The 24,146-nt window shown below is 59.2% G+C and carries 23 protein-coding genes and 1 tRNA gene; 9 read left to right on the top strand and 15 right to left on the bottom strand.

What is annotated here, in order from left to right; genetic code table 11:
- Positions 1-79: 79 nt before the first annotated feature.
- The 8 genes from ACVDG9_RS06735 to ACVDG9_RS06700 form a co-directional block, all read right to left on the bottom strand.
- Entirely contained in the window at positions 80-706 is a 627-nt protein-coding gene (locus ACVDG9_RS06735; RefSeq protein WP_006939342.1) for a Maf-like protein, read from the bottom strand.
- A 43-nt stretch (positions 707-749) separates the two neighbouring features.
- Positions 750-968: a translation initiation factor IF-1 gene (gene infA, locus ACVDG9_RS06730; protein ID WP_006939340.1), complete on the bottom strand. Its 219-nt coding sequence runs from the start codon at positions 966-968 to the stop codon at positions 750-752.
- Between the two features lie 117 nt (positions 969-1,085).
- Positions 1,086-1,700, bottom strand: a complete 615-nt coding sequence (locus tag ACVDG9_RS06725; protein WP_447237592.1) for a GNAT family N-acetyltransferase — start codon at positions 1,698-1,700, stop codon at positions 1,086-1,088.
- Positions 1,701-1,715: 15 nt separating this feature from the next.
- The gene (locus ACVDG9_RS06720) at positions 1,716-2,168 is read right to left on the bottom strand and encodes an arsenate-mycothiol transferase ArsC (protein ID WP_447237591.1); all 453 of its coding nucleotides are present in this window, start codon (positions 2,166-2,168) and stop codon (positions 1,716-1,718) included.
- A gap of 5 nt (positions 2,169-2,173) precedes the next feature.
- Entirely contained in the window at positions 2,174-2,677 is a 504-nt protein-coding gene (locus tag ACVDG9_RS06715) for a UPF0262 family protein (protein ID WP_022999901.1), read from the bottom strand.
- A gap of 30 nt (positions 2,678-2,707) precedes the next feature.
- Positions 2,708-4,015, bottom strand: a complete 1,308-nt coding sequence (hisD, locus tag ACVDG9_RS06710; protein ID WP_077293138.1) for a histidinol dehydrogenase — start codon at positions 4,013-4,015, stop codon at positions 2,708-2,710.
- Positions 4,016-4,057: 42 nt separating this feature from the next.
- Positions 4,058-4,495, bottom strand: a complete 438-nt coding sequence (locus tag ACVDG9_RS06705) for a DUF2948 family protein (RefSeq protein ID WP_031268943.1) — start codon at positions 4,493-4,495, stop codon at positions 4,058-4,060.
- Positions 4,496-4,643: 148 nt separating this feature from the next.
- Positions 4,644-4,856 carry a hypothetical protein gene (locus ACVDG9_RS06700; protein WP_022999898.1) on the bottom strand — a complete coding sequence of 71 codons (213 nt, stop codon included), beginning with the start codon at positions 4,854-4,856 and terminating at the stop codon, positions 4,644-4,646.
- A gap of 155 nt (positions 4,857-5,011) precedes the next feature.
- On the opposite strand from ACVDG9_RS06700, the gene ACVDG9_RS06695 reads away from it, so the two are divergent.
- Positions 5,012-5,500, top strand: a complete 489-nt coding sequence (locus ACVDG9_RS06695; RefSeq protein ID WP_447237590.1) for a DUF3124 domain-containing protein — start codon at positions 5,012-5,014, stop codon at positions 5,498-5,500.
- A gap of 79 nt (positions 5,501-5,579) precedes the next feature.
- Here ACVDG9_RS06695 and murA read toward each other — a convergent pair whose 3' ends face one another.
- On the bottom strand, positions 5,580-6,869 hold the full coding sequence (murA, locus tag ACVDG9_RS06690) for a UDP-N-acetylglucosamine 1-carboxyvinyltransferase (RefSeq protein ID WP_022999896.1): 1,290 nt from the start codon (positions 6,867-6,869) through the stop codon (positions 5,580-5,582).
- A gap of 175 nt (positions 6,870-7,044) precedes the next feature.
- On the bottom strand, positions 7,045-7,227 hold the full coding sequence (locus ACVDG9_RS06685) for a hypothetical protein (protein ID WP_370199767.1): 183 nt from the start codon (positions 7,225-7,227) through the stop codon (positions 7,045-7,047).
- Between the two features lie 605 nt (positions 7,228-7,832).
- On the opposite strand from ACVDG9_RS06685, the gene ACVDG9_RS06680 reads away from it, so the two are divergent.
- Positions 7,833-7,907, top strand: a tRNA-Thr gene (locus ACVDG9_RS06680).
- A gap of 597 nt (positions 7,908-8,504) precedes the next feature.
- Here ACVDG9_RS06680 and ACVDG9_RS06675 read toward each other — a convergent pair.
- From ACVDG9_RS06675 to ACVDG9_RS06655, 5 genes are all read right to left on the bottom strand, one after another.
- Positions 8,505-10,034: a M20 family peptidase gene (locus tag ACVDG9_RS06675; RefSeq protein WP_447237589.1), complete on the bottom strand. Its 1,530-nt coding sequence runs from the start codon at positions 10,032-10,034 to the stop codon at positions 8,505-8,507.
- A gap of 37 nt (positions 10,035-10,071) precedes the next feature.
- Positions 10,072-11,403 carry a metal-dependent hydrolase family protein gene (locus tag ACVDG9_RS06670; RefSeq protein ID WP_447237588.1) on the bottom strand — a complete coding sequence of 444 codons (1,332 nt, stop codon included), beginning with the start codon at positions 11,401-11,403 and terminating at the stop codon, positions 10,072-10,074.
- Between the two features lie 422 nt (positions 11,404-11,825).
- Positions 11,826-12,494 (bottom strand): PhzF family protein, encoded by a 669-nt coding sequence (locus ACVDG9_RS06665; RefSeq protein ID WP_447237587.1) that lies wholly within the window; start codon positions 12,492-12,494, stop codon positions 11,826-11,828.
- Positions 12,495-12,514: 20 nt separating this feature from the next.
- Positions 12,515-13,444: a response regulator transcription factor gene (locus ACVDG9_RS06660; RefSeq protein ID WP_035908266.1), complete on the bottom strand. Its 930-nt coding sequence runs from the start codon at positions 13,442-13,444 to the stop codon at positions 12,515-12,517.
- Complete coding sequence (locus ACVDG9_RS06655; RefSeq protein WP_168685758.1) at positions 13,431-16,844, bottom strand: hybrid sensor histidine kinase/response regulator; 3,414 nt, start codon at positions 16,842-16,844, stop codon at positions 13,431-13,433. The genes ACVDG9_RS06660 and ACVDG9_RS06655 overlap by 14 nt, the downstream gene beginning before the upstream one ends.
- Before the next feature lie 516 nt (positions 16,845-17,360).
- Here ACVDG9_RS06655 and urtA point away from each other — a divergent pair.
- From urtA to ACVDG9_RS06620, 7 genes are all read left to right on the top strand, one after another.
- The gene (urtA, locus tag ACVDG9_RS06650; RefSeq protein WP_208984573.1) at positions 17,361-18,539 is read left to right on the top strand and encodes an urea ABC transporter substrate-binding protein; all 1,179 of its coding nucleotides are present in this window, start codon (positions 17,361-17,363) and stop codon (positions 18,537-18,539) included.
- 168 nt (positions 18,540-18,707) lie between these two features.
- Positions 18,708-19,634 (top strand): urea ABC transporter permease subunit UrtB, encoded by a 927-nt coding sequence (urtB, locus tag ACVDG9_RS06645; protein ID WP_062491829.1) that lies wholly within the window; start codon positions 18,708-18,710, stop codon positions 19,632-19,634.
- Positions 19,635-19,644: 10 nt separating this feature from the next.
- Positions 19,645-20,808, top strand: a complete 1,164-nt coding sequence (gene urtC, locus ACVDG9_RS06640) for an urea ABC transporter permease subunit UrtC (protein WP_062489740.1) — start codon at positions 19,645-19,647, stop codon at positions 20,806-20,808.
- 9 nt (positions 20,809-20,817) lie between these two features.
- Positions 20,818-21,573: an urea ABC transporter ATP-binding protein UrtD gene (gene urtD, locus ACVDG9_RS06635; RefSeq protein ID WP_022999885.1), complete on the top strand. Its 756-nt coding sequence runs from the start codon at positions 20,818-20,820 to the stop codon at positions 21,571-21,573.
- 9 nt (positions 21,574-21,582) lie between these two features.
- On the top strand, positions 21,583-22,272 hold the full coding sequence (gene urtE, locus ACVDG9_RS06630; RefSeq protein WP_055658424.1) for an urea ABC transporter ATP-binding subunit UrtE: 690 nt from the start codon (positions 21,583-21,585) through the stop codon (positions 22,270-22,272).
- A 58-nt stretch (positions 22,273-22,330) separates the two neighbouring features.
- Positions 22,331-23,560, top strand: coding sequence for a formamidase (gene fmdA, locus ACVDG9_RS06625; protein ID WP_055658422.1), 1,230 nt, complete (start codon positions 22,331-22,333; stop codon positions 23,558-23,560).
- Between the two features lie 83 nt (positions 23,561-23,643).
- On the top strand, positions 23,644-24,018 hold the full coding sequence (locus ACVDG9_RS06620; RefSeq protein ID WP_168685762.1) for an FmdB family zinc ribbon protein: 375 nt from the start codon (positions 23,644-23,646) through the stop codon (positions 24,016-24,018).
- Positions 24,019-24,146: the final 128 nt, after the last annotated feature.

Below are 24,146 nucleotides of genomic sequence, written 5' to 3'. Positions count from 1 at the left end.
CGGATTTCTGCTTCGCGCCAACTGCTGAAAAGGCAGCCGGTGATGGATCATCGGCTTGCCGAATACGATCTCGACAGCTTCAGGCTGCCGCTGTCGCCCAGCCCTGATGCACAGGGTATCCGGCTGAACTCAGCAGGTTCGCGGTTTCCACCAGGGGCAGTCCGACCACCGCCGGGTAGGACCCGACCAGTTTGACGACAAAACTTCCCGCGAGCCCCTGAATGGCATATCCGCCTGCCTTGCCGCGCCACTCGCCGGAGGAAATATAGTCGTCCATGTCCTTGCGCGTCAGGCGTTTGAACCGCACGCGGGTTTCGACAAGCTTGGAACGGACCTTGCCGTTTGCCTCTGCAACGGCCACCCCGGTGAACACCCGGTGGCCACGGCCCGACAGGAGAGACAGGCACATGAGCGCCTGATCGGTCAGCTCCGCCTTGGGCAAGGCCCGGCGGCCGACCGCAACCACGGTATCGGCAGCCAGCACCACACTGTCCTGCATCGCTTCGGACGCATCGGCCATCTGACGAACGGCTTCAGCCTTTGCACGCGCCAGGCGCAGCGCAAGACTGCGCGGTGTTTCATGCTTCTTCGGCGTTTCGTCAATATCGGCCGGCAGGAGGTGATCCGGCTCCAGTCCGATCTGCTGCAGCAGCGCGAGGCGGCGCGGCGAGGCGGAGGCCAGGATCAACTGAGGGGCATTGGTCATCTAAGAGCGAGCCTTGCAGCCGGGGTCACCTTGAAGGATCCGCTTACTTGAAGCGGTAGGTGATCCGCCCCTTGGTAAGATCATACGGGGTCATTTCGACAAGAACCTTGTCGCCCGCCAGTACGCGGATACGGTTCTTGCGCATACGCCCTGCCGTGTGGGCAATAATTTCGTGATCATTTTCCAGTTTTACGCGGAACGTCGCGTTCGGCAACAGTTCTGTTACGACGCCCGGAAACTCCAGAGCTTCTTCTTTGGCCATTTGATATCCTGAATAAAGCGGGCCCTGCCCGCGGGTGCCGGGGAAACTAACGGATTAGCGGCAGAAAGTGAACCTTTCTTTCCACCGCTATGCAAAGAAACTGCCAGATCCTATGCATCACCGCCTGCGATCGCCATTTCCTGCCGGATTTACGCCGGAAAACCCGGCATTTTCCTGCTGTTCACGCCACTCATCTTCAAGAATTGCATAATAGAACTCTTCGTCCCAACCACCCTTGAACAGGGCATGCTCGCGAAAATGGGCCTCCCTGCGCATGCCCAGGCGTTCCATCACTCCCCAGGACGCGTTGTTGCGGGCATCGCAGCTAGCGAAGATGCGGTGCAGTCCGAGATCCTCGAACCCCATGCGCAGTAGCGCGCGGCCAGCCTCCGTGGCAAAGCCCCTGCCCTGATATTGAGGGTTCAATGTGAACCCGATCGTGCCCTGGCGCGCCTCCACGTTCGTCACCCTCAGCGAAACGTCACCGATGACACCACCGTCCTTCCGTTTCTCTACCGCTAAGGCCAGTGTCCCTTCACCATCCAGGCACTTCATGTCCGCCCATTTGGTCAGTTTCGACCGGATTTCCTCCAGGCTCCGTGGTTCCCAGAACTGGAAACGAGCAACCTCCGGCAGAGACTGGTAGGCATGGAGTGCCTCCGCATCGCCTGGCTCCATGGGACGCAGTACCAGCCGGTCCGTCAGGACCTGCGACGTGATTTCGAATTTCATCTTGTTCCTTCAGGTTCAGCCGCTTGGCGGCGGCGCCCAGTCCAGGCGCTTCTTGATGCGCATCATGAGCTGATCGCGCACTGCCCGGTATTCGCCCAGGATCTGCTCCCGGCTGCCGGTGGCAAGGGTCGGATCGAGAGTCGGCCAGTATTCGACTTCGACCGATTCCGTTCTTGTCATGTCGAGCGCCTTGTGGTGCGCCTCGGGAGCGAGAGTGACCACAAGATCGAACCCGGATTCGTCCAGATCCTCGAATGTCTTCGGCGTGTGCCGGCTCATGTCGACGCCTATTTCGGCCATGACCGCGTCCACGAACGGGTCAACCTTGCCGGAACGGACACCGGCGGAACGCACATAAATCTGGCTGGGAAAGAGTTTGGCCGTCAGAGCCTCGGCCATGGGCGAGCGCACGGAATTCATTCCGCAGGCAAAAAGCACCGCAGTCGGACGCATGCCCGGCCCGGCCATATCCGTCAGCCCTTCCAGTGCAAGGCGTAAACGAGGGTAAACAGCCGTCGTGCCGTCTGCATGTCGACTTCTATCTTCCCTTCCAGCCGCTCCATCAAAATGGCAGAGCCTTCGTTGTGGACCCCGCGCCGCCCCATGTCGATCGCCTCGATCTGGCTCGGTGTCGCGTGGCGGATGGCCTCGTAATAGCTTTCGCAGATCAGGTCGTAGTCCTTGACGATCTTGCGCAGCGGAGACAGTGACAAAACATGAGTGACGACTTCCTTGTCGTCATCGGTCCTGATCCGGAAAACCAGCTTCTTTTCGATTACCGACAGGTTGAGAACATAGCTCGCAGGCGGATGCCCGACGGGCTGAAACGCGTTTTCCTCAATCAGGTCGTAGATCGCAACAGCACGGTCATGCTCCACTTCCGGTGTGGACCGGGCGATAGAGGCTTCGTCCAAAACCACATCAACCAGCTTTCCGCCGGTTTGTTGCGGTTCGGGATCCGGGTGCGGTTCGCTCATCTGGTCGAAGCCTCTTCTTCAAATCGGGAGCTACAAATTCAGTCTGATGGAAACAGAGCGCGCGTGCGCCGACAACCCCTCTGATTCACCAAGAGCGATTGCCGCCGGCCCGAGCTGACGCAGATTATCCGCATTGCATTTCAGGATCGAGGTGCGTTTGACGAATTCCAGCACGCTCAGACCCGACGAAAAGCGAGCCGACCGCGCGGTCGGCAACACATGATTGGACCCGCCGACATAGTCGCCAATGGCTTCAGGCGTATAATGACCCAGGAACACGGCGCCTGCGTTGCGCACCTTCTTCAGCAGCGCTTCCGGATCGGCAACGGCAAGTTCCAGGTGTTCGGGAGCAATTCGGTTGGCTAGCGGCATTGCCGCCTCCAGATCGTCCACCAGGATGATTGCTCCGTAATCCTGCCAGCTGGCACGGGCAACATCTTCACGCGGCAACGTTTTCAACTGCGCTTCGACGGCAGCTTCCACCTGGTTCGCAAGATCTTCGCTGTCGGTGATCAGGATCGACTGCGCAGCGGTATCGTGTTCGGCCTGTGCCAGCAGATCGGCAGCAAGCCAGTCGGCATTGTTGCCACTGTCGGCCAGGATCAGCACTTCGGACGGGCCCGCGATCATGTCGATGCCGACAGTGCCGAAGACACGGCGCTTGGCAGCCGCCACAAAGGCATTGCCCGGACCGACGATCTTGGCGACCGGGGCAATGGTCTGCGTTCCATAGGCAAGAGCAGCAACGGCCTGTGCACCGCCAATACGATAGATTTCCGTGACACCGGCAATTCTGGCGGCAGCCAGCACCAGCGGGTTCAGCACCCCGTCCGGGCTCGGAACCACCATGACGATGCGTTCCACGCCCGCGACCTTGGCCGGCACGGCATTCATCAGAACCGAACTCGGGTAGCTTGCGGTACCACCGGGCACATAGATGCCGACAGCCTCGACAGCGGTCCAGAGCGAACCGAGTTCCACGCCGATGGGATCGGTATAGCGGTCGTCCTTCGGCATCTGGCGGGCATGGTGGGCGTGAATGCGGTCGTGGGCAAGCTGCAGGGCGTCCAACGTCTCCTGCGGCACCTTTGCAAGCGCGGCATCAATTTCTGCGGCGGACACCGTCAGTTCGGCCATGCTCTCGGCCTGCAGCCGGTCGAACCTTGCCGTATAGTCGAGGACTGCCTTGTCGCCTTCGGTGCGAACACGCTCGAGAATATCCCGGACGATCTGGTCGACATCCTCCGACACTTCCCGTTTGCCGGAAAGGAGAGCCTTGAACTGGTCTTCGAAGCGGGCGTCGTTGATGTTAAGGCGTAGAACCACGCAATTCTCCATCATGTGCGGTGCCTTGCACCGTCTGTCATTCCGTGCGGGCGGTCAGCTGAGGTCGTGTTGCGGCAGGTTCGGCGTGGACCATGCGGCGCCCAGGTCCGACAGTTGCGCCTCGATGCAGTCCACCTCGAGCGCAAGGCTGCCACCACCTGCAAAGGCGAGCTGGATCGTGCCGGCCGGCTCTTCGCCCGGCTCGAAGGTCACGGCGAGCAATTCCAGGACGGCACCCTTGGCCTTCTGGTTGATGTTCTGCGCCTTCATGGCCTTGACCTGCGCAAAGGCCAGCGCCGTGCGGCGGCGCTCATGTTCCTTCGATCGCTTGTCGGCTTCCTTGTCCCACACGAACCGGTTCAGCACGAACACGGCCTTCTGCTCCTTCGGCAGATAGCGGATATCCGCGATGGTGATCACCGCGTCCTGCAGATGGGCGGAAAGAACCTGAAGGTCTTCCTGGTCAAGGGCGGCAAGTTTCAGCTGGTCCATTTGCTCTTGTTCTGATCCGGTCATGCGTTGTCTGGCAGGACGCATATAAGCGACTTTCTGCCCGGTCCCAAGGCTGTTGCCTAATGGGGAATAACGGTTTTGGCAATCTCCAATGCCCTGAAACATGCCTTGCGGCATCGTGGCGCCCTCAAGGGCCTTCATCCACCCGCTGGCGCAGATCCGCCTTGACCTCGTCCAGCGATGCGATCCGCCGGAAGATCCGGCGGCCCAGCCAGAGCCCGAACACAAGCAAGAAGAAGCCCAGAGACGGCCCGTAGGGCGCCGGAACAAGGACAACAGCGAACAGTGCCGCGAAGGCAAAGGCCAGCTGGACCAAAAACCGGATTGTCTGTGCATTCATGCAGTCGCTCCAACTTCGTCCCGCAAGTTATCCCGGCGTCGATTTGTAATCACCTGCCATCTGCCTTCCGTCTTGCAATCAGGGCACGCATTCTGGAAAGTGACGCCAGCACATCAGGGCGACACCCTACCATCACACGAACGCACGGGCACGTAATGCTGAAACGATCCACCTGCCTCGGCCTGCTGGCAGGCAGCCTGCTTCTTTTCCAGACGCCGATGGATGTCCAGTCACAGGATTTTACCGAGAAGGTTCTGGGTGAGACCATATATGTCCCGGCCTATTCGCGGGTCTTTTCCCATCCGAACAGGTCCGACCTTCTGGCGGCAACACTTGCCGTACACAATGTCGACCCTGAAGCCACCATAACGTTGCAGCAGGTCGATTATCACAACGAGGAGGGCACCTTGCTGCGCACTCTGCTTGATGCGCCGGTGGACCTTGCGCCCATGCAGTCGAAAACAGTACTGATCCCGATCAACGACACCACTGGCGGCGTCGGGGCGAATTTCCTGCTCGTGTGGTCGTCGGATAGTGGTGCCCTCAGCCCCATCGCAGAAGCCATCATGACCAGTGGCAGCGGCGGTCCCGGCCCCTCTTTCACGTCACGTGGCCGGGTGATCAAGCGGCAAACGGCGCAGTAGATTTCGCGAAAAATACATTACATGGGGTGCGGCGCAGTCCATGCCGCCCATGTTTTCACACCGTAATCCGATGGCTTTATCAGGCCGAGATGCGCTCGATCTTCGCGCCGCAGCGGGTCAGTTTGTCTTCCAGACGCTCAAACCCGCGGTCGAGGTGATAGACACGGCTGACCGTCGTTTCGCCTTCTGCTGCCAGACCGGCAATAACCAGCGAGACGGACGCCCGCAGATCCGTTGCCATGACCGGAGCACCGCGCAGGGTCGAGACGCCTTCGATCATTGCCGTGCGGCCGTCCACATGGATCTGAGCACCGAGGCGGGCCAGTTCCTGCACGTGCATGAACCGGTTTTCAAAAATGGTTTCGGTAATCCGGCTCGTACCGCCGGCCTTCGTCATCAGAGCCATGAACTGGGCCTGCAGGTCGGTCGGAAAGCCCGGGAACGGTTCGGTGGTGATATCCACCGGCTGGATGCCGTTGCCGTTGCGGTAAACCTTGATGCCGTCGGCGGTCTGCGTAATGTCCGCGCCGGTCTGGCGAAGTGTCTCGAGCGCCGTTTCCAGAAGGTCCGAACGGGCGCCTTGCAACAGAACGTCACCACCGGTCATGGCAACAGCCATGGCATAGGTACCCGTTTCGATCCGGTCCGGAACAACCGCGTGATGCGCACCATGAAGGCGCGGCACACCCTGGATGCGGATAGTCGATGTGCCTTCACCCTCGATCTTCGCGCCCATGGCCTTCAGGCACTTGGCAAGATCGACGACTTCCGGCTCGCGCGCGGCATTGACGATTTCCGTCTCACCACTGGCCAGCGTCGCCGCCATCATGATTGTGTGGGTTGCACCGACGGAAACCTTCGGAAACTCGACGCGAGCACCTTTCAGCCCGCCCGGGGCCTTGACGATGACATAGCCGCCGTCGATCTCGATCTCAGCGCCGAGCGCTGCCAGACCGTCGATGAAGAAGTCTACCGGCCGTGTGCCGATTGCACAGCCGCCAGGCAGCGAGACCCGCGCTTCATGGCTGCGGGCAACCAGCGGTCCGATAACCCAGAAGCTGGCACGCATCTTGGAAACCAGCTCATAAGGCGCGGTGGTGTCGACGATTTCACGGGCGGTCAGGTTCAGCGTCTGTCCGGCAAGGTCATCCTGGCCACTGCGCTTGCCGTTCACCGAGTAATCAACCCCGTGATTGGACAGGATCTGCATAAGCTGGGCAACGTCGCGAAGGCGCGGCACATTCGACAGCGTCAGGGTCTCATCCGTCAGGAGCGATGCGATCATCAGCGGCAGTGCCGCATTCTTCGCGCCGGAAATCGGAATGACACCATTCAGTTCCGCACCGCCAACGACCTTGATACTGTCCATGTTTTTCCCCGAACAGGACCGTGCTCACCGCACGGCCATCCCTTTGCATACGTCAAGAAACTCACATCAAACGTGCGGTCTACACGCAAGTTATGGCCCATGCAAGGCGCGCAACCGGCTGCGACCGGGCAATTTTGGGGCGACACAGTCCTGCCGAACATCCGGCTGATGGTCCTCAGTCGGCGTCCCGCGTCTTGGCAGCAGACTTGCGGCGGCGCAGATTGGCTCTCAAGGCTTCGGCCAGCCGGTCTTCGCGGGATTTCACCCCGGCTTTGTCCGACGCCTTTTCGCCTGTCTGCTTGCCGGATTTTCCGCCGCCGCTTTCAGCGGACTTGTGCTGCTGGTCTTTTTCGCCCATGGCGCGCCTGTGTGATGATCCTGTGATTCATTTGTCTAGCAAGCTGCCCGCAGCTTGCCTAGGCGTCTTGTGTCTTCCGCATTGTTTGCCGCTAACCCTGCCAGCTTCAGCAGCATTCGGTCTTCCCATCGCTGCCCAAAACGTGTCCGCGGCCATGCCGCCCCCCACCAGAGATAAGCAGCATCGCGCCAAGTAGCCTGCACACGGTGCTGAGCCCCGCCTTCAGTCTTCCCTGTTCCCAAACTTCTGATTTCCCCGGACGCTGCTTCCACCCGCCTTTCGGCGAGAGCCTGTCTCCCCTCTCCCGAAAAGGCCAATCTGCTCTGCATCACGACCGGCAGGATTGCTTAATATCCACAGGCGAAACAGGGCCAAAAGCACCAGCTTTGCCGCGCCAACCCTTCAATCGTCCCGGCTTTGACGGGAGGGAGCAAATGACCGCGGAAAAAAATCCCAAAACACTGCTTGCGTCCCCGAAGGTCTTATGGCAAAAGCCCCCTCATTCCGGTCGGCACCGCTGATCGGCACCAGCACTTGCGTCTTGCAACTCAAGCTTTTCAAGCAAAAAAGTTCGACGCCGCGGCTGTCCCAAAGACAAGCCAGATGCTGCCGTAGCTCAGGGGTAGAGCACTCCCTTGGTAAGGGAGAGGTCGAGAGTTCAAATCTCTCCGGCAGCACCATTCAAGCCATTGAATTCACATAACTCTTTGGTACTGACTGGGTATTCGCCAGCCGACTGGTACACATGGCCCTTCCAATGTCCCGTCCGATCAAGCACAAAACCACCGGCGTCTAATACCTGAGAACCCAAGTCCCGAGCGACTTACGCACTGTGTTCCAGGGCAATCCGGTGCGTCGGGAGACACCGGGATTGAAAGCTGATCACGAAAATGCCGGCGCCTGATAGCGCTCAACAGCGCCATGTCTATCACTCCGTATTCCCTCACCGATATCACGCAGGAGTGGATTTAACATCGGTCAGTTCTCGGTGAAAATCGGGCCTTACCAAGTCAGTTCTCGTTGAAAATCAACAGCTAAGTGTTTCTTGCCTTCCAAACCCGAGGAGAATTCTGCCTTGGCACCCGGAACGTTGCGAGTGATTTTGCTGGCCACGTTTGCGAGCGCAGTAACCTGTTACCCGCTCGGCTGGGCACAGGTCGCCGAGCGGTCCTCCTCTTGCCTTTCGCGTTGTTCCTCTAGCACCAACTGAAGAATATAGCGCCGGGGCTACGTTGTCTTGTTCGCGACCGAGAACCTGTCGGAATCCTCTCATGCGATCACTTCAGATCGTCCAGGTTGTCCATGATCTGGTAGAAGAAGCCAATGGTCTTGCCATATTCCTCCACCAAGAGGCGCTCGTTGACGCCGTGAAATCCTTCGAATTCCTTCATGTTTTCAAGCTGGATGGCGGTAATAGTATAGACATCCGGAGCAAAGGGCCGCGCCTGGAAGTGCGCGGAATCCGAGCCGCCGATGACGAAGAACGGCGCGACAACCAAGTCATTTCCCCAGATCTGGCGAATGGTTTTCTCGAGCGTCTTGTAGCCGGGCCCCTCCGGGTCGGCCATCGCGGTTGCGAGCCTCGAGGCGGAGATGTCGCGCACGGTGATACGATCATCGTCGATGGCCTTCTTGACGTGTTCAATGATCACGTCAGGCGTATCACCCGGCATCGGCCGGAAGTTGACCACGGCAGTTGCAGAGGGCGGCAGGATATTGTCCTTGACGCCGGCATTGAACATGGTCACCGCGATTGTCGTGTGCATCATGGCTCTGGTGACCTGGTTGCCGGCCATGACCTCAACGAACTGCTTCTCGAGGTCGGTCATCTCACCGTCCTTGCCGAACGCAACTGCGGAATAAAGCGGCTGATAGGCTTCGTCCAGTTCGGGGCCGAGATAGCGGTACTGATAGCGCAGAGCCGGATGGATGCGGTAGGGGAACTGCGCGGCCTCCAGCTTTGTGATCGCGGACGCCAGGATACCGATGTTCGATTCTTCGGGCGGCTGGGAGGAATGTCCGCCGACGCCATGCATGGCGAGTTCCAGACTGACATAGCCCTTCTGCGCGATTCCGATCAGCGCCGTATTGTCGGGCAGACCGGGGAATATGCCTGGAATTAGCGGAGCGGATTCGTCCATGACGAAGGCAAATCGCTTGATGCCGCGCTTCTCCAGGGTTTCCGCGATGAATCTCGCCCCTTCCGGGCCACCGACCTCCTCGTCCTGCCCAAAGACGAAATAGAGCGTCCGCTCGGGTTGGTAGCCTTCCTTGATTTTCATCTCGGCGGCTTCGAGAATGCCGTGGATCTGGTTCTTGTCGTCCATTGTGCCGCGGCCCCAGAGGTAGCCGTCCACCACGGCCCCGGAGAAGGGCTCTTGCTCCCACTGGTCGAGAGAGTCTTCGGGCACGGGCACCACATCTTGGTGCGCGTAGAAAAGAGCCGGCGGCAGGTCCGGGTTCTTGCCTTCCCAGGTGTAAAGCAGGCTGTAAGGACGCGGGTCGCCGAGGATTTCCCGCTTCAGGGTCTTATGGACCTCCGGATAGGCCTCGACCAGGAACGCGTGATAGTCGTCAAACGCCTTGGTGTCGAAGTCGTTTCTGTCCTGGTTCGAGATCGTGGGGAACTGCACCGCCCTGGACAGCCTCTTCACCGCGCCATCCAGATCGACGTCGATGGTAACCTGCTCGACGCCTTGCATCTGCTTGGAGGAGAAATCAGGCGTTTCATCCGCCCAGGCCGATACACTGATGGCAATCGCAGCCACAAGCGAAATTCCAGCTGAAAATTTGATACGTCGCTTCATTGTTGGTCGCCTCGAGTGTGTCCGATAGGAACCGTTTCTAGTTGATTGTATTCTTGTAGATCACGCCGTCTTTCATGATGAGGTCGAAATTCGCCTCGGGATCTGCGACCAGATCGAGGTTTTCCAGCGGATTGCCGTCGACCAGGATCAGGTCCGCATAAGCGCCTTCCCTGATCACACCCAGATCGCCCTCCTGATAGGGATCGCGCGGCCCGCTCATCTTCAGCAGCGTCGCGTTGTCATGGGTCGCGATCTTCAGTGCTTCGTAAGGCGTGAACCATTTGGAGAGCTTCGCCAGGAACTTGCCCTGTTTCGGCAGCAAGGCCGGATCGAATTGCAGGTCGGTTCCCCAGGCGATGTTGACTCCATGCTTCTTGGCTAACCCGACTACGTTTTCGATCCCCGCGACGGCTCCCACATACTTCCGGTTGCTGGCCTCGTTGTCGAAAACGAAGGCGTCCTCGCCGGTGGCCTCAAACGCCTGCATGCTCCACCAGACGCCCTTTTCGGCCATCAGCTGGGCCGTCGCGTCCTCGATGAAGAACCCGTGCTCGACCGACATCGCACCGGCCTCGACCCACTGGCGGATGGCCGTGTCCGTGTTGGCGTGGATCATGACGTAGGTGTTCCAGGTCTTGGCGACATCGACCAGCGCCTTCGCCTCCTCGAACGTGTATTGCGTCACGTCAAGCGGGTCGTAGAGCGAATTGACCCCGCCCCCGGCCATGGCCTTGATCTGTGAGGCCCCCATGCGAAGAACCTCGCGCGTCCGCTTCATCACTTCGGGAACGCCATCGGCGATCAGCGTTTGCCCGGTTTTCTGGGCGTAATCCAGCGGCTGAAATTTCTCTTCGGGAATGTTGAGGGGGCTGCGCCAGTCGCCATGGCCTGCGGTCTGGCCGATGACCGGACCGGAAGGGTACATGCGTGGTCCGACGATCATGCCTGAGTCGATAGCCTTCGCGATCGGAATCGATGCACCGCCTGCGTCCCGAATGGTCGTGAACCCACGCATGAGGGTTTCCTCTTGCGATTTTGCCGCGGCAAAACTGAGTGTGACGATGTCACTGTTCAGAACCTTGCCGACCGGCCAGAAGGCCAGCATGGTGTGCCAATGCGCGTCGATAAGACCGGGGATCATTGTCCGACCGCCACCGTCGATAATCGTGGCGTCATCACTGTGGATTGACTCCGTTGACACCGATTTGATCAGATTGCCTTCGATGAGAACACTGGCGTTTTCGACCAGGGTCTCGCTTTCACCGTCAAACACCTGAACGTTTGTAATCAATGTTTTGGCAGGCGGTTCCTGGGCAAGCACCGGCCAGGATACAAATGCTACGATTGAAGCGAGAATGAGATTTTTCATGGAACCTTCTCTGCCGTGAATTGAATTGAACGCATTGTATATTAAGTTTGAAATCGTTGGCGTGATCTTGAAGGTCACACCGAAATCTGACCCGAAATTGTCGTTGTTTTCGATATCGTTACCGAAGGTCTCTGTGCACCGCGCGGGCACGCCGTCTGGTTCGACAACCTTTCATTTCGTCGCGTTGACGGGAACGCACCATTGTTCCCCTGTCGATCATAACTGATTTTGGGGTTGGTGCCGACGGCCTACTCCGAGTGGTGCCTTGGGTGGCAGGTTGGGTAGCACGCCGATCAACCGAAGGACCCCGCACTGATGTGGAAGAGGATCGGGGCTCAGGTCACCTGCATCAGCGGCGCTGTCCGCGCCGTATGCTTCGAGCCGGCATCGAACAGCAGCCAGGTCTGAGCTCGTTCCAATAGCTAGAGATGCAATTGGCCCGTTGCAGTGAGCACAGCGGATCCGGTCAGCTCAACAGCGTCAGGGCGTACGAGAAGCCGAATATGGCTTTCCCTACCCATAGAAACTCCCTGTACGACCGTAAACGTTTCTTGTCCTCCAGCACCGCTGCGGTTGGCCAATAGCCACCCCAGTGGGCCTGCGGCACTTCCTGTTGCCGGGTCTTCCCGAATGCCTACCGTTGGATTGAAGAAGCGAGCATAGGCTTCCCCTCTCTGTTCACCAGATGTCGTGAAAACATAACATCCTTGCGCACCGGCACGCTCCAACAACGGAAGAAGCATGGAGGCGTCAGGATCCGCGCGGTCAACTTCGTCGCGCGAAACGAGCCTGACGAGCATATGCGCCGCACCCGTGGAGACCACAACCGCTTCCTGCGGCCCAAGGGCCGGTTCAGTCTTGTCGAGCCCCAGTGCTTCGGCAAGCGCCTGCAAGTCCCCGACGTCGCCAATATGGCGCGGCATGGCCTGAGACAGGGAGACAGTGACCCGTCCATTTTCCCGTCCGACCGAAACTGGAAGAAGCTCGTCCCCCAGTTGCTGAACAAACGAGGTGCGTTCACCTAATTGGCCCGTTTCTGCCAACCACCGCCAGACACCAGGTGACAAACGACGCGCCGCATCCTCCAGCAAGACTTTCTTGCGAGCCGAGTTCAGCCTTCCAGGATGCGTCTCAGTGAAACAACCGCGGCCGAGGTCCGGTTTTCAACGCCCAGCTTGCCGAAGATCCGGTCCAGATGCTTGTTCACCGTGCGCGGGCTCATGTCCAGAATGGAGGCGATTTCCTTGTTGGACTTGCCGTTGGCAATCCAGATCAGGACTTCGGCTTCGCGTTCTGTCAGGTCGAAGGCATCCTTCAGGATTTCGGAAGGGACGCTGTCCGAGACATCCGACACGCGCAGCAGATGCTCACCCGCACTGATGTTGCCGGCATAAGTGAACCGCAACTCCCGTCCCTTGATGCGGGCAACAATGTCCTCTTCCTTCTGGGCAGCCTTTCCCTGTGGCAGCAGGTAGTGGCGCAGCCAGTCGACGGCAGCTTCCGGCAACTGCCCGGCTGCCGCTGCGTCCTCGGCCGTGCCCGTACCAAGCAGCGCGGAGGCTTGCGGTGTCGCCCAGCATACGGCGCCCGACAGGTCGACCGACATCAAGTAACGACCGGATGCATCAAGTGCGACATGGGCGCTGCGCGAATTTCGGGCGTTGGAAATATGCACGCGCAGACGGGCGATCAGTTCGTCCGGGTTGACCGGCTTGGTGACATAGTCGACGCCACCTGATTCCAGGCCCCTGACAATATGTTCCGTCTCGCTCAATCCGGTCATGAAGAGAACCGGCACATCCCGAAGGTCTTCCAGCGCCTTCAGGCGCTTGCTGGTTTCGAAACCGTCGAGCTCCGGCATGATCGCGTCCATGAGGATCGCATTGGGGATCACGCGGGCTGCGATTTCTATCGCCTTTCGACCGCTTTGGGCCACCAGAACTGTGAAACCGGCTTCCTCCAGGGCGTCCGAAAGCATGCCCAGGGAAGAAGGCGTGTCATCGACCAGCAGCACCGTCTCGGCCTGACTAGGAGCACTCATGATCATGTCCGAGCCTTTCCAGAAGCTTGTCGTATTGGGTGAGATCGAATTCCTTGATGAGACGCCGCATGTGGTGGACAAAGTCCGCCGCATGCGGCTCATGCGCCTCGATGTCGTCGAGTTTTGCCTTGATTCCACGCACATAGCCGATGTCGCTCAGCTGTTTCAAAATCCCGAGGCTCTCTTCCGACGGCAGGCAGGCCTTCTCGAATATCGCCCTGCCCGACGATCGCAGGCCCTCTGCCGGCGGCGCTGCCGCGGGGTCGTCCGTGCGCCAGACGAGTTTCAATGCCAGCTGAAGCTTGTCCTGCAATTCCTGCAGCCTCACGGGCTTCACCAGGTAATCATCATGATAGATCCGGTGCACCGGGTCCCGGCCGCTGTCATCCGCATTGGCCGAAATCATGATGATGACCGCATCGCCAAATCCGCTTTCCCGCAGCTTGCGGGCAAGGTCCCAGCCACTCATGCCCGGCATGCTTATGTCGAGCAGAAAGGCATCGGGACGTTCGTCCTGTACCATCGCCAGACACGAGCGGCCGCTTGCAGCTGCAAGAACCTTGAAACCGAGCGGCGACAGGAAATCCCTGACCAGCGCCCTTTGGGCGGGATCGTCATCCACCACCATGATCGTCTGGATCGGACCGTGATACCCGCGAATGCGTTTTTCCGCCCGCCCCGCCTGGATCGGCGCTTCCGCGGCGCTCAGCAGCATGCGGACCTTGAACGTGCTGCCGGCACCAACCGTGCTTGAAACCTGGATGTCACCACCCATCACTTCGCTCAGGAGTTTGGTGATCGTCAGACCGAGCCCCGTCCCGGGAACGGCCTCCTTGCCGTCCTCCTCTATGCGTTCGAACGGATTGAAGATCCGCTCGAGATTTTCCGGAGCAATGCCGATGCCGGTATCGACCACTGCAAATTCGGCAACCTGGCTGTGATAGGACACCTTCAGCTTGACGCTGCCTGTGTCTGTCCATTTGATGGCGTTCGACAACAGGTTGATCAGCACCTGCCGCAAGCGCTTCTCGTCACCGAACACGAACACCGGAAGGTTTTCGGCAGGCTCGAACAGAAAGCGCAATTCCTTGGCGTCGGTCTGAAGGCGGAACATGTCGACGGTCTGCGCCAGGAATTCATGCAGGTTGAACCGTTCCCGGTAGATGGTGAGATGCCCGGCCTCGATCTTGGAGATGTCCAGCAGGCCCTCGATCAGCCCGGCCAGGTGATCGGCCGAATGCTGGATCACCTTCACGGCGTCTCGTCTGTGGGCGGGGATTGCCGGGTCCTTGCGCATCAACTGGGCGTAGCCGGAGATCGCATTTAGCGGCGAACGCAGTTCGTGGCTGATGCCGACCACATAACGGCTCTTGGCTTCGTTGGCGGCCTCCGCGGCTTCCTTGGCTTTCTGCAGCTTGGCGTCGGTGCGTTTGTGGGCGCGGATTTCCTTCATCAAAAGGCTGGTCTGGCGCCTTGTTTCCTCATTGGCGAACTTCCGGCTTTCGTGGACAAGAACGAACAGCCAGGCCATGACACCCGAGGTGACCAGAAGGATGAAGAAGACCTGGGTCAGCGCCCTGCCGACCCCTTCGCTGCCTGCCCCCGGCGAAATGGTTTCCGCCTCGACATAGACAAGCGACAGGATCGCCCCGAGCGAAGCGGTGATCAGGATCATGACACTGAAATAAAGCCCGATCCGGGAGCTCATCCAGCCGGCGATCCGGTCCGGAAGGATCGAATGAAGCAGAACAGTGACCTGGTCGCCGATGCGTGCTTCCTGTTTGCAGTCATCCTCGCAGCGCGCATCGAGTGAGCAGCACAGCGAGCAGATCGGCCCCGAATAGACCGGGCAATGCGCCATGTCCTCATGCTCGAACGTATGCTCGCAAATACAGCATTGAATGTCGGGGGGACGTTCGCCGTCGGGGGTTACAGCCCGTACCGGTTCACGGGCGATATAATATTTGCCGCCGGTCGCATAGGCGATCAACGGGGCAAGGAGAATGGCGGTAAACAGAGCAATGTAGCTTGCCAGCGCATGAGCGGTCTGGCCGAACACCCCGGAATAGGCAATGAGGGCGATCAGGCTTGCCGCGCCCATAGAGCCAAGGCCAACCGGATTGATGTCGTACAGATGGGCACGCTTGAACTCGATATGTTTCGGGCTGAGCCCAAGCGGCTTGTTGATGACAAGATCGGCAAAGATCGCGCCGATCCAGGCAACGGCAACCACGGAATAAAGACCGAGCGTGCGTTCCAGCGCCTTGTAGACACCAAGCTCCATGAGCGCGAGTGCAATCGACACATTGAAGACCAGCCACACCACCCGGCCCGGGTGGCTGTGGGTGAGACGGGAGAAGAAATTCGACCAGGCAATGGAGCCGGCGTAGGAGTTGGTCACGTTGATCTTGACCTGGCAGACAATCACGAACAGCCCTGTCAGGGCGACTGCCACCTCCGGCGTCGTGGCCCTGGTGAAGGCGACCAGATACATGTGCGTCGGTTCGATTGCCTTGTCCGGGCTGAGGCCGCTCTGCAGGGCCAGAACCACCAGGAACGACCCCAGCAGCAGTTTCAGCGCGCCGATAAGGATCCAGCCAGGACCTGCCGCCAGAAGGGCGAACCACCATTTCAGCCTGTGCCCGCGCCGTTGACGCGGCAAAAAGCGCAGGAAATCGACCTGTTCGCCGATCTGTGCGATCAGCGAGAACAGAACGGCGCTTGAAGCACCGAAAAGCAGGAGGCTGAACTGGCCGCCCTCGTCGCCTAACCGGCCGGAGAAGTTCTGCCAGTCGTCCAGTGGGGCAACGCCCTGCCAGGCCAGGAAAGCAAACGGCAGGATCTGCAACACGATCCAGAGCGGCTGGGTGTAGATCTGCAGCCGGCTGATCAGGGTGATGCCGTAGATCACCAGCGGAATGACCACAAGCGTACACAGAAGGTAGCCGATGTTGAGCGGCACACCGAGGAACAGCTCCAGCGCCGTTGCCATGATGGCCGCCTCGAGGGCGAAGAAGATGAAGGTGAAACTTGCGTAGATCAGCGAGGTCACTGTCGAGCCGATATAACCGAACCCGGCTCCGCGGGTGAGCAGGTCGATATCCACGCCGTATTTCACGGCGTGATAGGCAATCGGAAGGCCGGTAATGAAGATGAGCAGGCAGACGACGCCAATCGACGAGACGGCATTCGTGAAACCGTAGTTGTAGGTGACGGCAGCCCCGATCGCCTCAAGGGCCAGGAAGGAAATTGCGCCCAGCGCGGTGTTGGCAACCCAGACCGGAGACCAGCGGCGGGCGCTTTTGGCGGTGAAACGGAGCGCAAAGTCCTCCAGGGTCTGATTTGCGACCCACTGATTGTATGTTCTCCGCAGGCGCACAACCCGCTGATGACTACCCATTGCCCATCACCATCCCGCCCGCCGGAACCGGCGCGCCAGCCCACTCATTGTGCATCGCATCTATTTTTCATGCACTTTTTTGTTCAAGATTTGCGACCTCCCCCTCGAATTGATCAACAACCGCCGATCGACGAACTTCCTAGCAATTTCTATGCCTCATTCAAAAAATATTAAAAAATTTCAATATTCCCATCAATACAAGTCATTCGAATTCAAAAAATACGAATGACAACTTACCTTAAGATCGAATTTCAGATTTTTGGACTATGAATTTATTCCAAACATGGAAGTCTTTCACATGCAGCAGTGCGGAGAAATAAGTCAAATAACCCACAGCAACTGACGCATTGCGGCACCGCACAATTCCAGACGAGCCTTGGATGCATGCGGAGGAGCTTCACGGCGCTCTGCTTCAACCTCAACCTCAGAGGGGTCCAGAGAATGAAACGTCTGAAAGACTTGATTGACCACCGGCTGTCTCGCCGGTCCGTGCTGTCAGGCACGGCAGCCGCGGCAATGCTGGCCACCGCCAGCACATTTGCACCTGCCATCGCCGACGACGCCAACACGACTGGCCTTGCGGTCACCGAAGACACCGTGAAGGTCGGCATCCTGCACTCCGTCACCGGAACCATGGCGATTTCCGAGACCGGGTCGGTACAGGCGGAAAAGCTCGCCATCGACCAGATCAACGCCATGGGCGGCGTGCTCGGACGCAAGATTGAATACATCCAGGAAGATGGCGCATCCGACTGGCCGACCTTTGCCGAAAAGGCGAAAAAGTTGCTGGTCAACGACAAGGTCGCGGCTGTTTTCGGATGCTGGACATCCGCGTCGCGCAAGGCCGTTCTGCCCGTCTTCGAGCAGTATAACGGCATGCTCTACTATCCGACCTTCTATGAAGGCCTGGAGCAGTCTCCCAACGTGATCTACACCGGCCAGGAAGCCACCCAGCAGATCATCGCCGGCATCGACTGGGTCGCCAAGGAAAAAGGCGCCAAGAGCTTCTATCTGCTTGGTTCAGACTATATCTGGCCGCGGACGTCCAACAAGATCGCCCGCAAGCACATCGAGAAGCTTGGCCTGGAGGTCGTCGGCGAAGAGTACTATCCGCTCGGCCACACCCAGTTCAACTCGGTGATCAACAAGATCAAGCTGAAGAAGCCGGACGTGATCTACGCCATCGTCGTGGGTGGTTCCAACGTTGCCTTCTACAAGCAGCTGAAGGCTGCCGGCATCGACATGACCAAGGAAAAGCCTGTTCTTCTGACCATCTCCGTGACCGAGGATGAAATCCGCGGCATCGGCGGCGAGAACATCGAAGGCGCTTATGCCGCGATGAAGTACTTCCAGTCTCTCGACAATGAGAACAACGCCGAATTCGTCAAGTCCTTCAAGGAAATGTGGGGCGACGACATCGTTATCGGCGACGTAACCCAGGCCGCCTACCTCGGCCCCTGGCTTTGGAAGGCCGCGGTTGAAAAGGCCGGCAGCTTCGACATCGACAAGGTGCGTCTTGCCTCCCCGGGCATCGAGCTCACCACCGCGCCGGAAGGCTATGTCCGCGTCCATGAAAATCACCACCTGTGGTCCAAGACCCGGATCGGCCTTGCCAAGCCGGACGGCCAGTACGAGCTGGTTTACGAGACGGCCGACCTGATGGAGCCGGATCCGTTCCCGGAAGGCTACCAATAAGCCTCCGACAGTTCCCCCAGGGATGGAAACGCCCTTCCAGAAAGCGGGCATAACCGGGGCGCTGCGTGGAGGCAGCCTGCGCAGCGCCCGTCCCCTTCGTTTCAAACCCTTATTCACAGCAGGGGAACAGGCGTTCCGCCTTGACCCCGCAGCATGGAGACGCGCGCAATGTTCGCCGATTATTCATGGACGGAACTCGGGTCCATATTCGCCATGCAGGGTTTTGCCGGACTGATCCTGTTTTCCGTTTTCGTCCTCATGGCCCTAGGTCTTGCAATCATTTTCGGCCAGATGGGCGTCATCAACATGGCTCATGGCGAGTTCATGATCCTGGGCGCCTATGTCACCTACCTTTGCTCCAATTTCGTCGAGACCTATGTCCCGTCCCTGTTCGGCATCTACTTCTTCTTCGCCATGGCATTGGCCTTCGTCGCTGCGGGTGCCCTCGGGGCACTCGTCGAATGGTCGCTCATAAGGCATCTCTACAAGCGTCCGCTGGATACCCTGCTGGCCACCTGGGGCTTGAGCCTCATTTTGCAGCAGGCCTACCGGTCGATCTTCGGCGCGCGTGAAGTCGGCGTCAGCCTGCCGAACTGGCTGCTCGGGTCCGTGCCGCTGACGGACATCATCGAAATCCCGATCAATGGCATCTTCGTCATGGTGCTGACCCTGGTCATCGCCATCGGCGTCTATTTCATCCTGTTCCGCTCCCGCATGGGCATGCAGACCCGTGCTGTGGTCCAGAACCGCGTCATGGCCGGTGCCGTCGGCATCAACACCGAAAGGGTCGACCGGCACACTTTCGCGCTCGGCTGCGGCATTGCAGGCATCGCCGGCAGCGCCTTCACCATGATCGGCTCGACCGGCCCGACCGCCGGGCAGCTTTATATCGTCGATACCTTCCTGATCGTCGTTTTCGGCGGCGCTGCAAGCCTGCTCGGAACGATCGCGTCTTCCTTCGCCATCAGTCAGGCCCAGTCCACCATGGAGTTCTTCCTTTCCGGCTCCATGGCGAAGGTCCTCACCCTGCTGACCGTCGTCGGGATCCTGATGCTGCGCCCCGAAGGTCTCTTCTCCCTGAAAATCCGTCGCTGAGGAGGTTCCGATGACACATGTGAAATCCCTGCTGTCTCGACAGGAACTGATCGGACTGCTGGTCGTAGCCGCGCTGATCTTCGTCTTAATGCCCCTGTCGATGGACATCTTCCGTCTCAACCTGTTCGGCAAATACCTGACCTATGCCTTCGTGGCTATCGGACTGGTGCTGTGCTGGGGCAAGGGCGGCATCCTGAGCCTTGGGCAAGGCGTCTTCTTCGGCCTGGGCGGCTATTGCATGGCCATGTACCTGAAGCTGGAGGCCTCCACGCCGGAAGCGACCGCGATCCAGTCCACCCCGGGCATTCCCGACTTCATGGACTGGAACCAGATCACGTCCCTGCCCTGGTTCTGGGAACCCTTCAACAGCCTGACCTTCACGCTGCTGGCCATCATCGTCCTGCCCGCGCTGTTTGCCTTCGTTATCGGTGCGGCGATGTTCAAGCGAAGGGTTGGCGGTGTCTACTTCGCCATCATTACCCAGGCAATTGCAGCCATCCTGACGATCCTGATCATCGGACAGCAGGGCTATACTGGCGGCGTCAACGGCATCACGGATCTCAGGACCCTGAAGGGATGGGACATCCGCACCGACGAAGCCAAATACGTTCTCTACTACGTCAACGGCGGTCTTCTGATCGCCGTCCTGCTGCTGAGCCAGTTCGTTCTCAAAAGCAAGCTCGGCCGTCTCTTGGTCGCCGTCAGGGACAAGGAGGACCGGGTCCGGTTTTCCGGTTACGACGTTTCCAACATCAAGATCTTCGTCTTCTGTTTTGCCGCGGTCCTGTCAGCCATCGGCGGCGCCATGTTCACCTTGCAGGTCGGCTTCATGTCGCCCTCGTTCGTGGGCATCGTTCCTTCCATCGAGATGGTCATCTTCTGTGCGGTCGGCGGCAGGCTTTCCATCTTCGGCGCGGTCTACGGAACGCTGCTGGTGAACTGGGCCAAGACCACCTTTTCCGAAACCTTCCCCGAGTTGTGGCTCTTTGGCCTGGGCGGGCTCTTCATCGCCGTTGTCCTGGTGTTCCCGAACGGATTGTCCGGCCTCTATCGCACCTACCTGGCACCGCATGTCGACCGGCTGATTTCACGGGGCAATAGCGGCAACAGGTTAGAACCAGTCAGCCCTCCCCCCGACCTTGACGGCGACGCAACCGCAAAGCCAGCCGAGTAGGAGAGACACATGAACACCATCAGCAACAACACCGACTTCCTGCTGTCCATCGAAAACCTGTCTGTTTCCTTTGACGGCTTCAAGGCGGTGAACGACCTGAACCTTTATGTCGACGAAAATGAGATCCACGTCATCATCGGACCGAACGGCGCGGGCAAGACAACGGTTCTCGATCTGATCTGCGGCCGCACCAAGGCGACTGCCGGCTCGATCAAATTCCGCCAAAAAGAACTGACCCAGCTGCGCGAACACGAGATCGTGCTTGAGGGGGTCGGACGCAAGTTCCAGAACCCGTCCATCTATGAGGACCTGACGGTCTTCGAGAACCTGGAGCTTTCCTTTCCCCGTGGCCGAAGTGTCTTCGGTGCCCTCACCTTCAAGCGCGATGCGGAGGTGACGACCCGCGTGCGCGAGATTGCCGAAATGGTGTTCCTCGACACGCTTCTGGACATGCAGGCAGCCCTGCTCAGCCACGGCCAGAAACAATGGCTGGAGATCGGCATGTTGCTGATCCAGGACCCGGAACTCCTGATGCTCGACGAACCTGTTGCCGGCATGAGCGTCTCGGAGCGCAAGCAGACCGCGAAGCTTCTCAACGAAATCACCAAGGGACGATCGGTGATGGTTGTCGAACACGACATGAAATTTGTCGAGGACATCGCCCACCGCGTCACCGTCCTGCACCAGGGCAAGATCCTCTCCGAGGGCTCAATGGCAAAGGTGCAGGCCGATCCCAAGGTCATTGACGTCTATCTCGGCCACTAGGAGGCGACCATGCTCAATGTTGCACAGTATCACGTTGCCTACGGCCAGAGCGAAGTCCTGCACGGCCTCGACTTCACGGTCGCGCCGGGAGAAATCATCGCCATCATGGGCCGCAACGGCATGGGCAAGACCACGCTGATGAAATCCCTGATGGGGATCGTGCCCACCAGCAACGGCGCTGCCGCGGTCGACGGCGTCGACATCACCACCATGAAAAGCTACGAGCGCGTCGCCAGAGGCATCGCCTATGTGCCTCAGGGGCGGATGATCTTTCCGACCATGACGGTCCAGGAAAACATCGAAACCGGCCTGACCATCAGCGGTCAGAGCAAGGTTCCCGGCGACATCTACGAGCTGTTTCCGGTGCTGCTCGACATGAAGGGCCGTCGCGGCGGCAATCTCTCGGGCGGCCAGCAACAGCAGCTGGCGATTGCCCGCGCGCTGGCAACCAACCCTAAGGTCCTGCTGCTGGACGAGCCGACCGAAGGCATCCAGCCGTCGATCATCCGCGAGATGGGCCGCGTCCTGAAACGTATCCGCGACGAGCGCGGACTTTCCATCGTTGTGTCGGAACAGGTTCTGTCCTTCGCCCTCGACGTCGCCGACCGGGTGCTCGTCCTGGAGAACGGCCGCCTTGTCCACGACGAACCGCGGGCAAGCGTCGACGAGGAAAAGGTCTCCGCGTTCCTGTCCGTCTAACCAGCTCATCCAGTTCAACAGCGCACGCTTTTCAGGCGCAAATCCAGAGGAGAACCCCATGGCAGATACACTGATTTCGGTAGATTTGAGCGAGTCCCCGCATACCAATGAAAAGGTCCATAACCGCTGGCATCCGGATATTCCGATGGCGGTCTGGGTGGAACCTGGCGACGACTTCAAGATCGAGACCTATGACTGGACCGGCGGGCAGATCAAGAACAATGACGACGCGGCGGATGTGCGCGATGTCGAACTGGAACAGGTGCACTACCTCTCCGGTCCGATCGGCGTCAAAGGAGCCGAGCCGGGCGATCTACTGGTCGTCGATATTCTCGACATCGGCGCCAAGGAAGAAATGCTCTGGGGCTTCAATGGCTTTTTCTCCAAGCAGAATGGCGGCGGGTTCCTGACGGAGCACTTCCCGGAAGCCCAGAAATCCATCTGGGATTTCGAAGGCATGTTCACGCGCTCGCGCCATGTGCCGGGCGTCAGCTATGCCGGCCTGATCCACCCGGGTCTGATCGGCTGCCTGCCGGACCGCAAGATGCTGGACATGTGGAACACTCGCGAAAAATCATTGTTCGATACGGATCCCGACCGCGTTCCGGCACTTGCCGCCCTGCCGAACACCCAGTCTGCGCATATGGGACAGCTCAAGGGTGAAGCGCGCGACAAGGCAGCTGCCGAAGGCGCACGGACGGTTCCCCCGCGCGAACATGGCGGCAACTGCGATATCAAGGATCTGTCGCGCGGTTCGAAGATCTATTTCCCGGTCTATGTGGACGGTGCCGGTCTCTCCATGGGTGACCTGCATTTCAGCCAGGGCGACGGTGAAATCACCTTCTGCGGCGCGATCGAAATGGCCGGCTGGCTGCACATCCGGGTCAACCTGATCAAGGGCGGGGTCGCAAAATACGGGATCAAGAACCCGATTTTCAAACCCTCACCGATCACGCCGAAATATGACGACTACCTGATCTTCGAAGGCATCTCGGTCGATGAGGCCGGCACACAGCATTACCTTGACGTGCACATCGCCTATCGCATGGCCTGCCTCAACGCCATCGAGTACATGAAGAAGTTCGGCTATTCCGGTGCGCAGGCCTACGCCATCCTGGGAACGGCCCCTGTACAGGGACACATTTCGGGCGTGGTCGATATTCCGAATGCCTGTGCCACCTTGTGGTTGCCGACCGACATCTTCGACTTCGACATGATGCCGGGTGCGGACGGACCGAAGACCTTCATTGACGGATCGGTCGACGTTCCGCTTGCCCCGGATCTTTGATCCGGACGCGACGACGAGACGGGCCCTGCCCGTCTCAAACCCCTTCCGCCGGCGAGCCGGCTTTCCGTCTTTCAGGATCAATCATGCCGACCTACGATTATCTGTGCGCTTCCTGCGGTCCCATCTCCGCCAACCGGCCGATGTCCGCCCATGCGGATCCGATCGAATGTCCGATCTGTAAGGCGGAAGCCCCCCGCGCCATCCTTCAGGCACCGCATATGTCGGGCCTGTCTCCCAGCGACCGGGCTGCCCATCAGCGCAATGAAACTTCCCGGCACAATCCGAAATTCTCGACCAAGTCGGATCGTGACGACAGTGCGAGGGAAAACCGAAAACGTCACCCGTCGGGCTGCTCGTGCTGTTCCGGCTCGAAAGGCAATTTTCGCTCAAGTGCGGTCTACAAGGCCGACGGCAGCAAGACGTTCCCCTCAAAACGCCCATGGATGATCAGCCACTGACGGGTCGCGTATTCAGGGATACGTGGCAGGTCGCCTTGTTCCACTTCGTAAAAAGCTGCGTGAGGAGGAGGCGGCCACTCGGTCAGGGATATAGTTTGTGTGGCCTTGCTCACGTTGGCCCAAATGTC

It is taken from the genome of Roseibium sp. RP-7 (assembly GCF_053005225.1).
The sequence above is the reverse complement of the archived record's forward strand: the minus strand, read 5'-3'. Positions and strand labels throughout refer to the sequence as shown.

Coding starts and splice junctions, on each gene's coding strand:
- ACVDG9_RS06720 (WP_447237591.1), bottom strand. CDS start 2,168: ATGGCCGGGCCGGGCATGCGTCCGACTGCGGTGCTTTTTGCCTGCGGA.
- ACVDG9_RS06695 (WP_447237590.1), top strand. CDS start 5,012: ATGCTGAAACGATCCACCTGCCTCGGCCTGCTGGCAGGCAGCCTGCTT.
- fmdA (WP_055658422.1), top strand. CDS start 22,331: ATGGCAGATACACTGATTTCGGTAGATTTGAGCGAGTCCCCGCATACC.
- ACVDG9_RS06705 (WP_031268943.1), bottom strand. CDS start 4,495: ATGGACCAGCTGAAACTTGCCGCCCTTGACCAGGAAGACCTTCAGGTT.
- ACVDG9_RS06620 (WP_168685762.1), top strand. CDS start 23,644: ATGCCGACCTACGATTATCTGTGCGCTTCCTGCGGTCCCATCTCCGCC.
- ACVDG9_RS06715 (WP_022999901.1), bottom strand. CDS start 2,677: ATGAGCGAACCGCACCCGGATCCCGAACCGCAACAAACCGGCGGAAAG.
- ACVDG9_RS06735 (WP_006939342.1), bottom strand. CDS start 706: ATGACCAATGCCCCTCAGTTGATCCTGGCCTCCGCCTCGCCGCGCCGC.
- urtB (WP_062491829.1), top strand. CDS start 18,708: ATGTTCGCCGATTATTCATGGACGGAACTCGGGTCCATATTCGCCATG.
- ACVDG9_RS06725 (WP_447237592.1), bottom strand. CDS start 1,700: ATGAAATTCGAAATCACGTCGCAGGTCCTGACGGACCGGCTGGTACTG.
- infA (WP_006939340.1), bottom strand. CDS start 968: ATGGCCAAAGAAGAAGCTCTGGAGTTTCCGGGCGTCGTAACAGAACTG.
- ACVDG9_RS06675 (WP_447237589.1), bottom strand. CDS start 10,034: ATGAAGCGACGTATCAAATTTTCAGCTGGAATTTCGCTTGTGGCTGCG.
- hisD (WP_077293138.1), bottom strand. CDS start 4,015: ATGGAGAATTGCGTGGTTCTACGCCTTAACATCAACGACGCCCGCTTC.
- ACVDG9_RS06700 (WP_022999898.1), bottom strand. CDS start 4,856: ATGAATGCACAGACAATCCGGTTTTTGGTCCAGCTGGCCTTTGCCTTC.
- urtC (WP_062489740.1), top strand. CDS start 19,645: ATGACACATGTGAAATCCCTGCTGTCTCGACAGGAACTGATCGGACTG.
- ACVDG9_RS06655 (WP_168685758.1), bottom strand. CDS start 16,844: ATGGGTAGTCATCAGCGGGTTGTGCGCCTGCGGAGAACATACAATCAG.
- ACVDG9_RS06685 (WP_370199767.1), bottom strand. CDS start 7,227: ATGGGCGAAAAAGACCAGCAGCACAAGTCCGCTGAAAGCGGCGGCGGA.
- murA (WP_022999896.1), bottom strand. CDS start 6,869: ATGGACAGTATCAAGGTCGTTGGCGGTGCGGAACTGAATGGTGTCATT.
- urtA (WP_208984573.1), top strand. CDS start 17,361: ATGCTGGCCACCGCCAGCACATTTGCACCTGCCATCGCCGACGACGCC.
- ACVDG9_RS06670 (WP_447237588.1), bottom strand. CDS start 11,403: ATGAAAAATCTCATTCTCGCTTCAATCGTAGCATTTGTATCCTGGCCG.
- urtE (WP_055658424.1), top strand. CDS start 21,583: ATGCTCAATGTTGCACAGTATCACGTTGCCTACGGCCAGAGCGAAGTC.
- urtD (WP_022999885.1), top strand. CDS start 20,818: ATGAACACCATCAGCAACAACACCGACTTCCTGCTGTCCATCGAAAAC.
- ACVDG9_RS06660 (WP_035908266.1), bottom strand. CDS start 13,444: ATGAGTGCTCCTAGTCAGGCCGAGACGGTGCTGCTGGTCGATGACACG.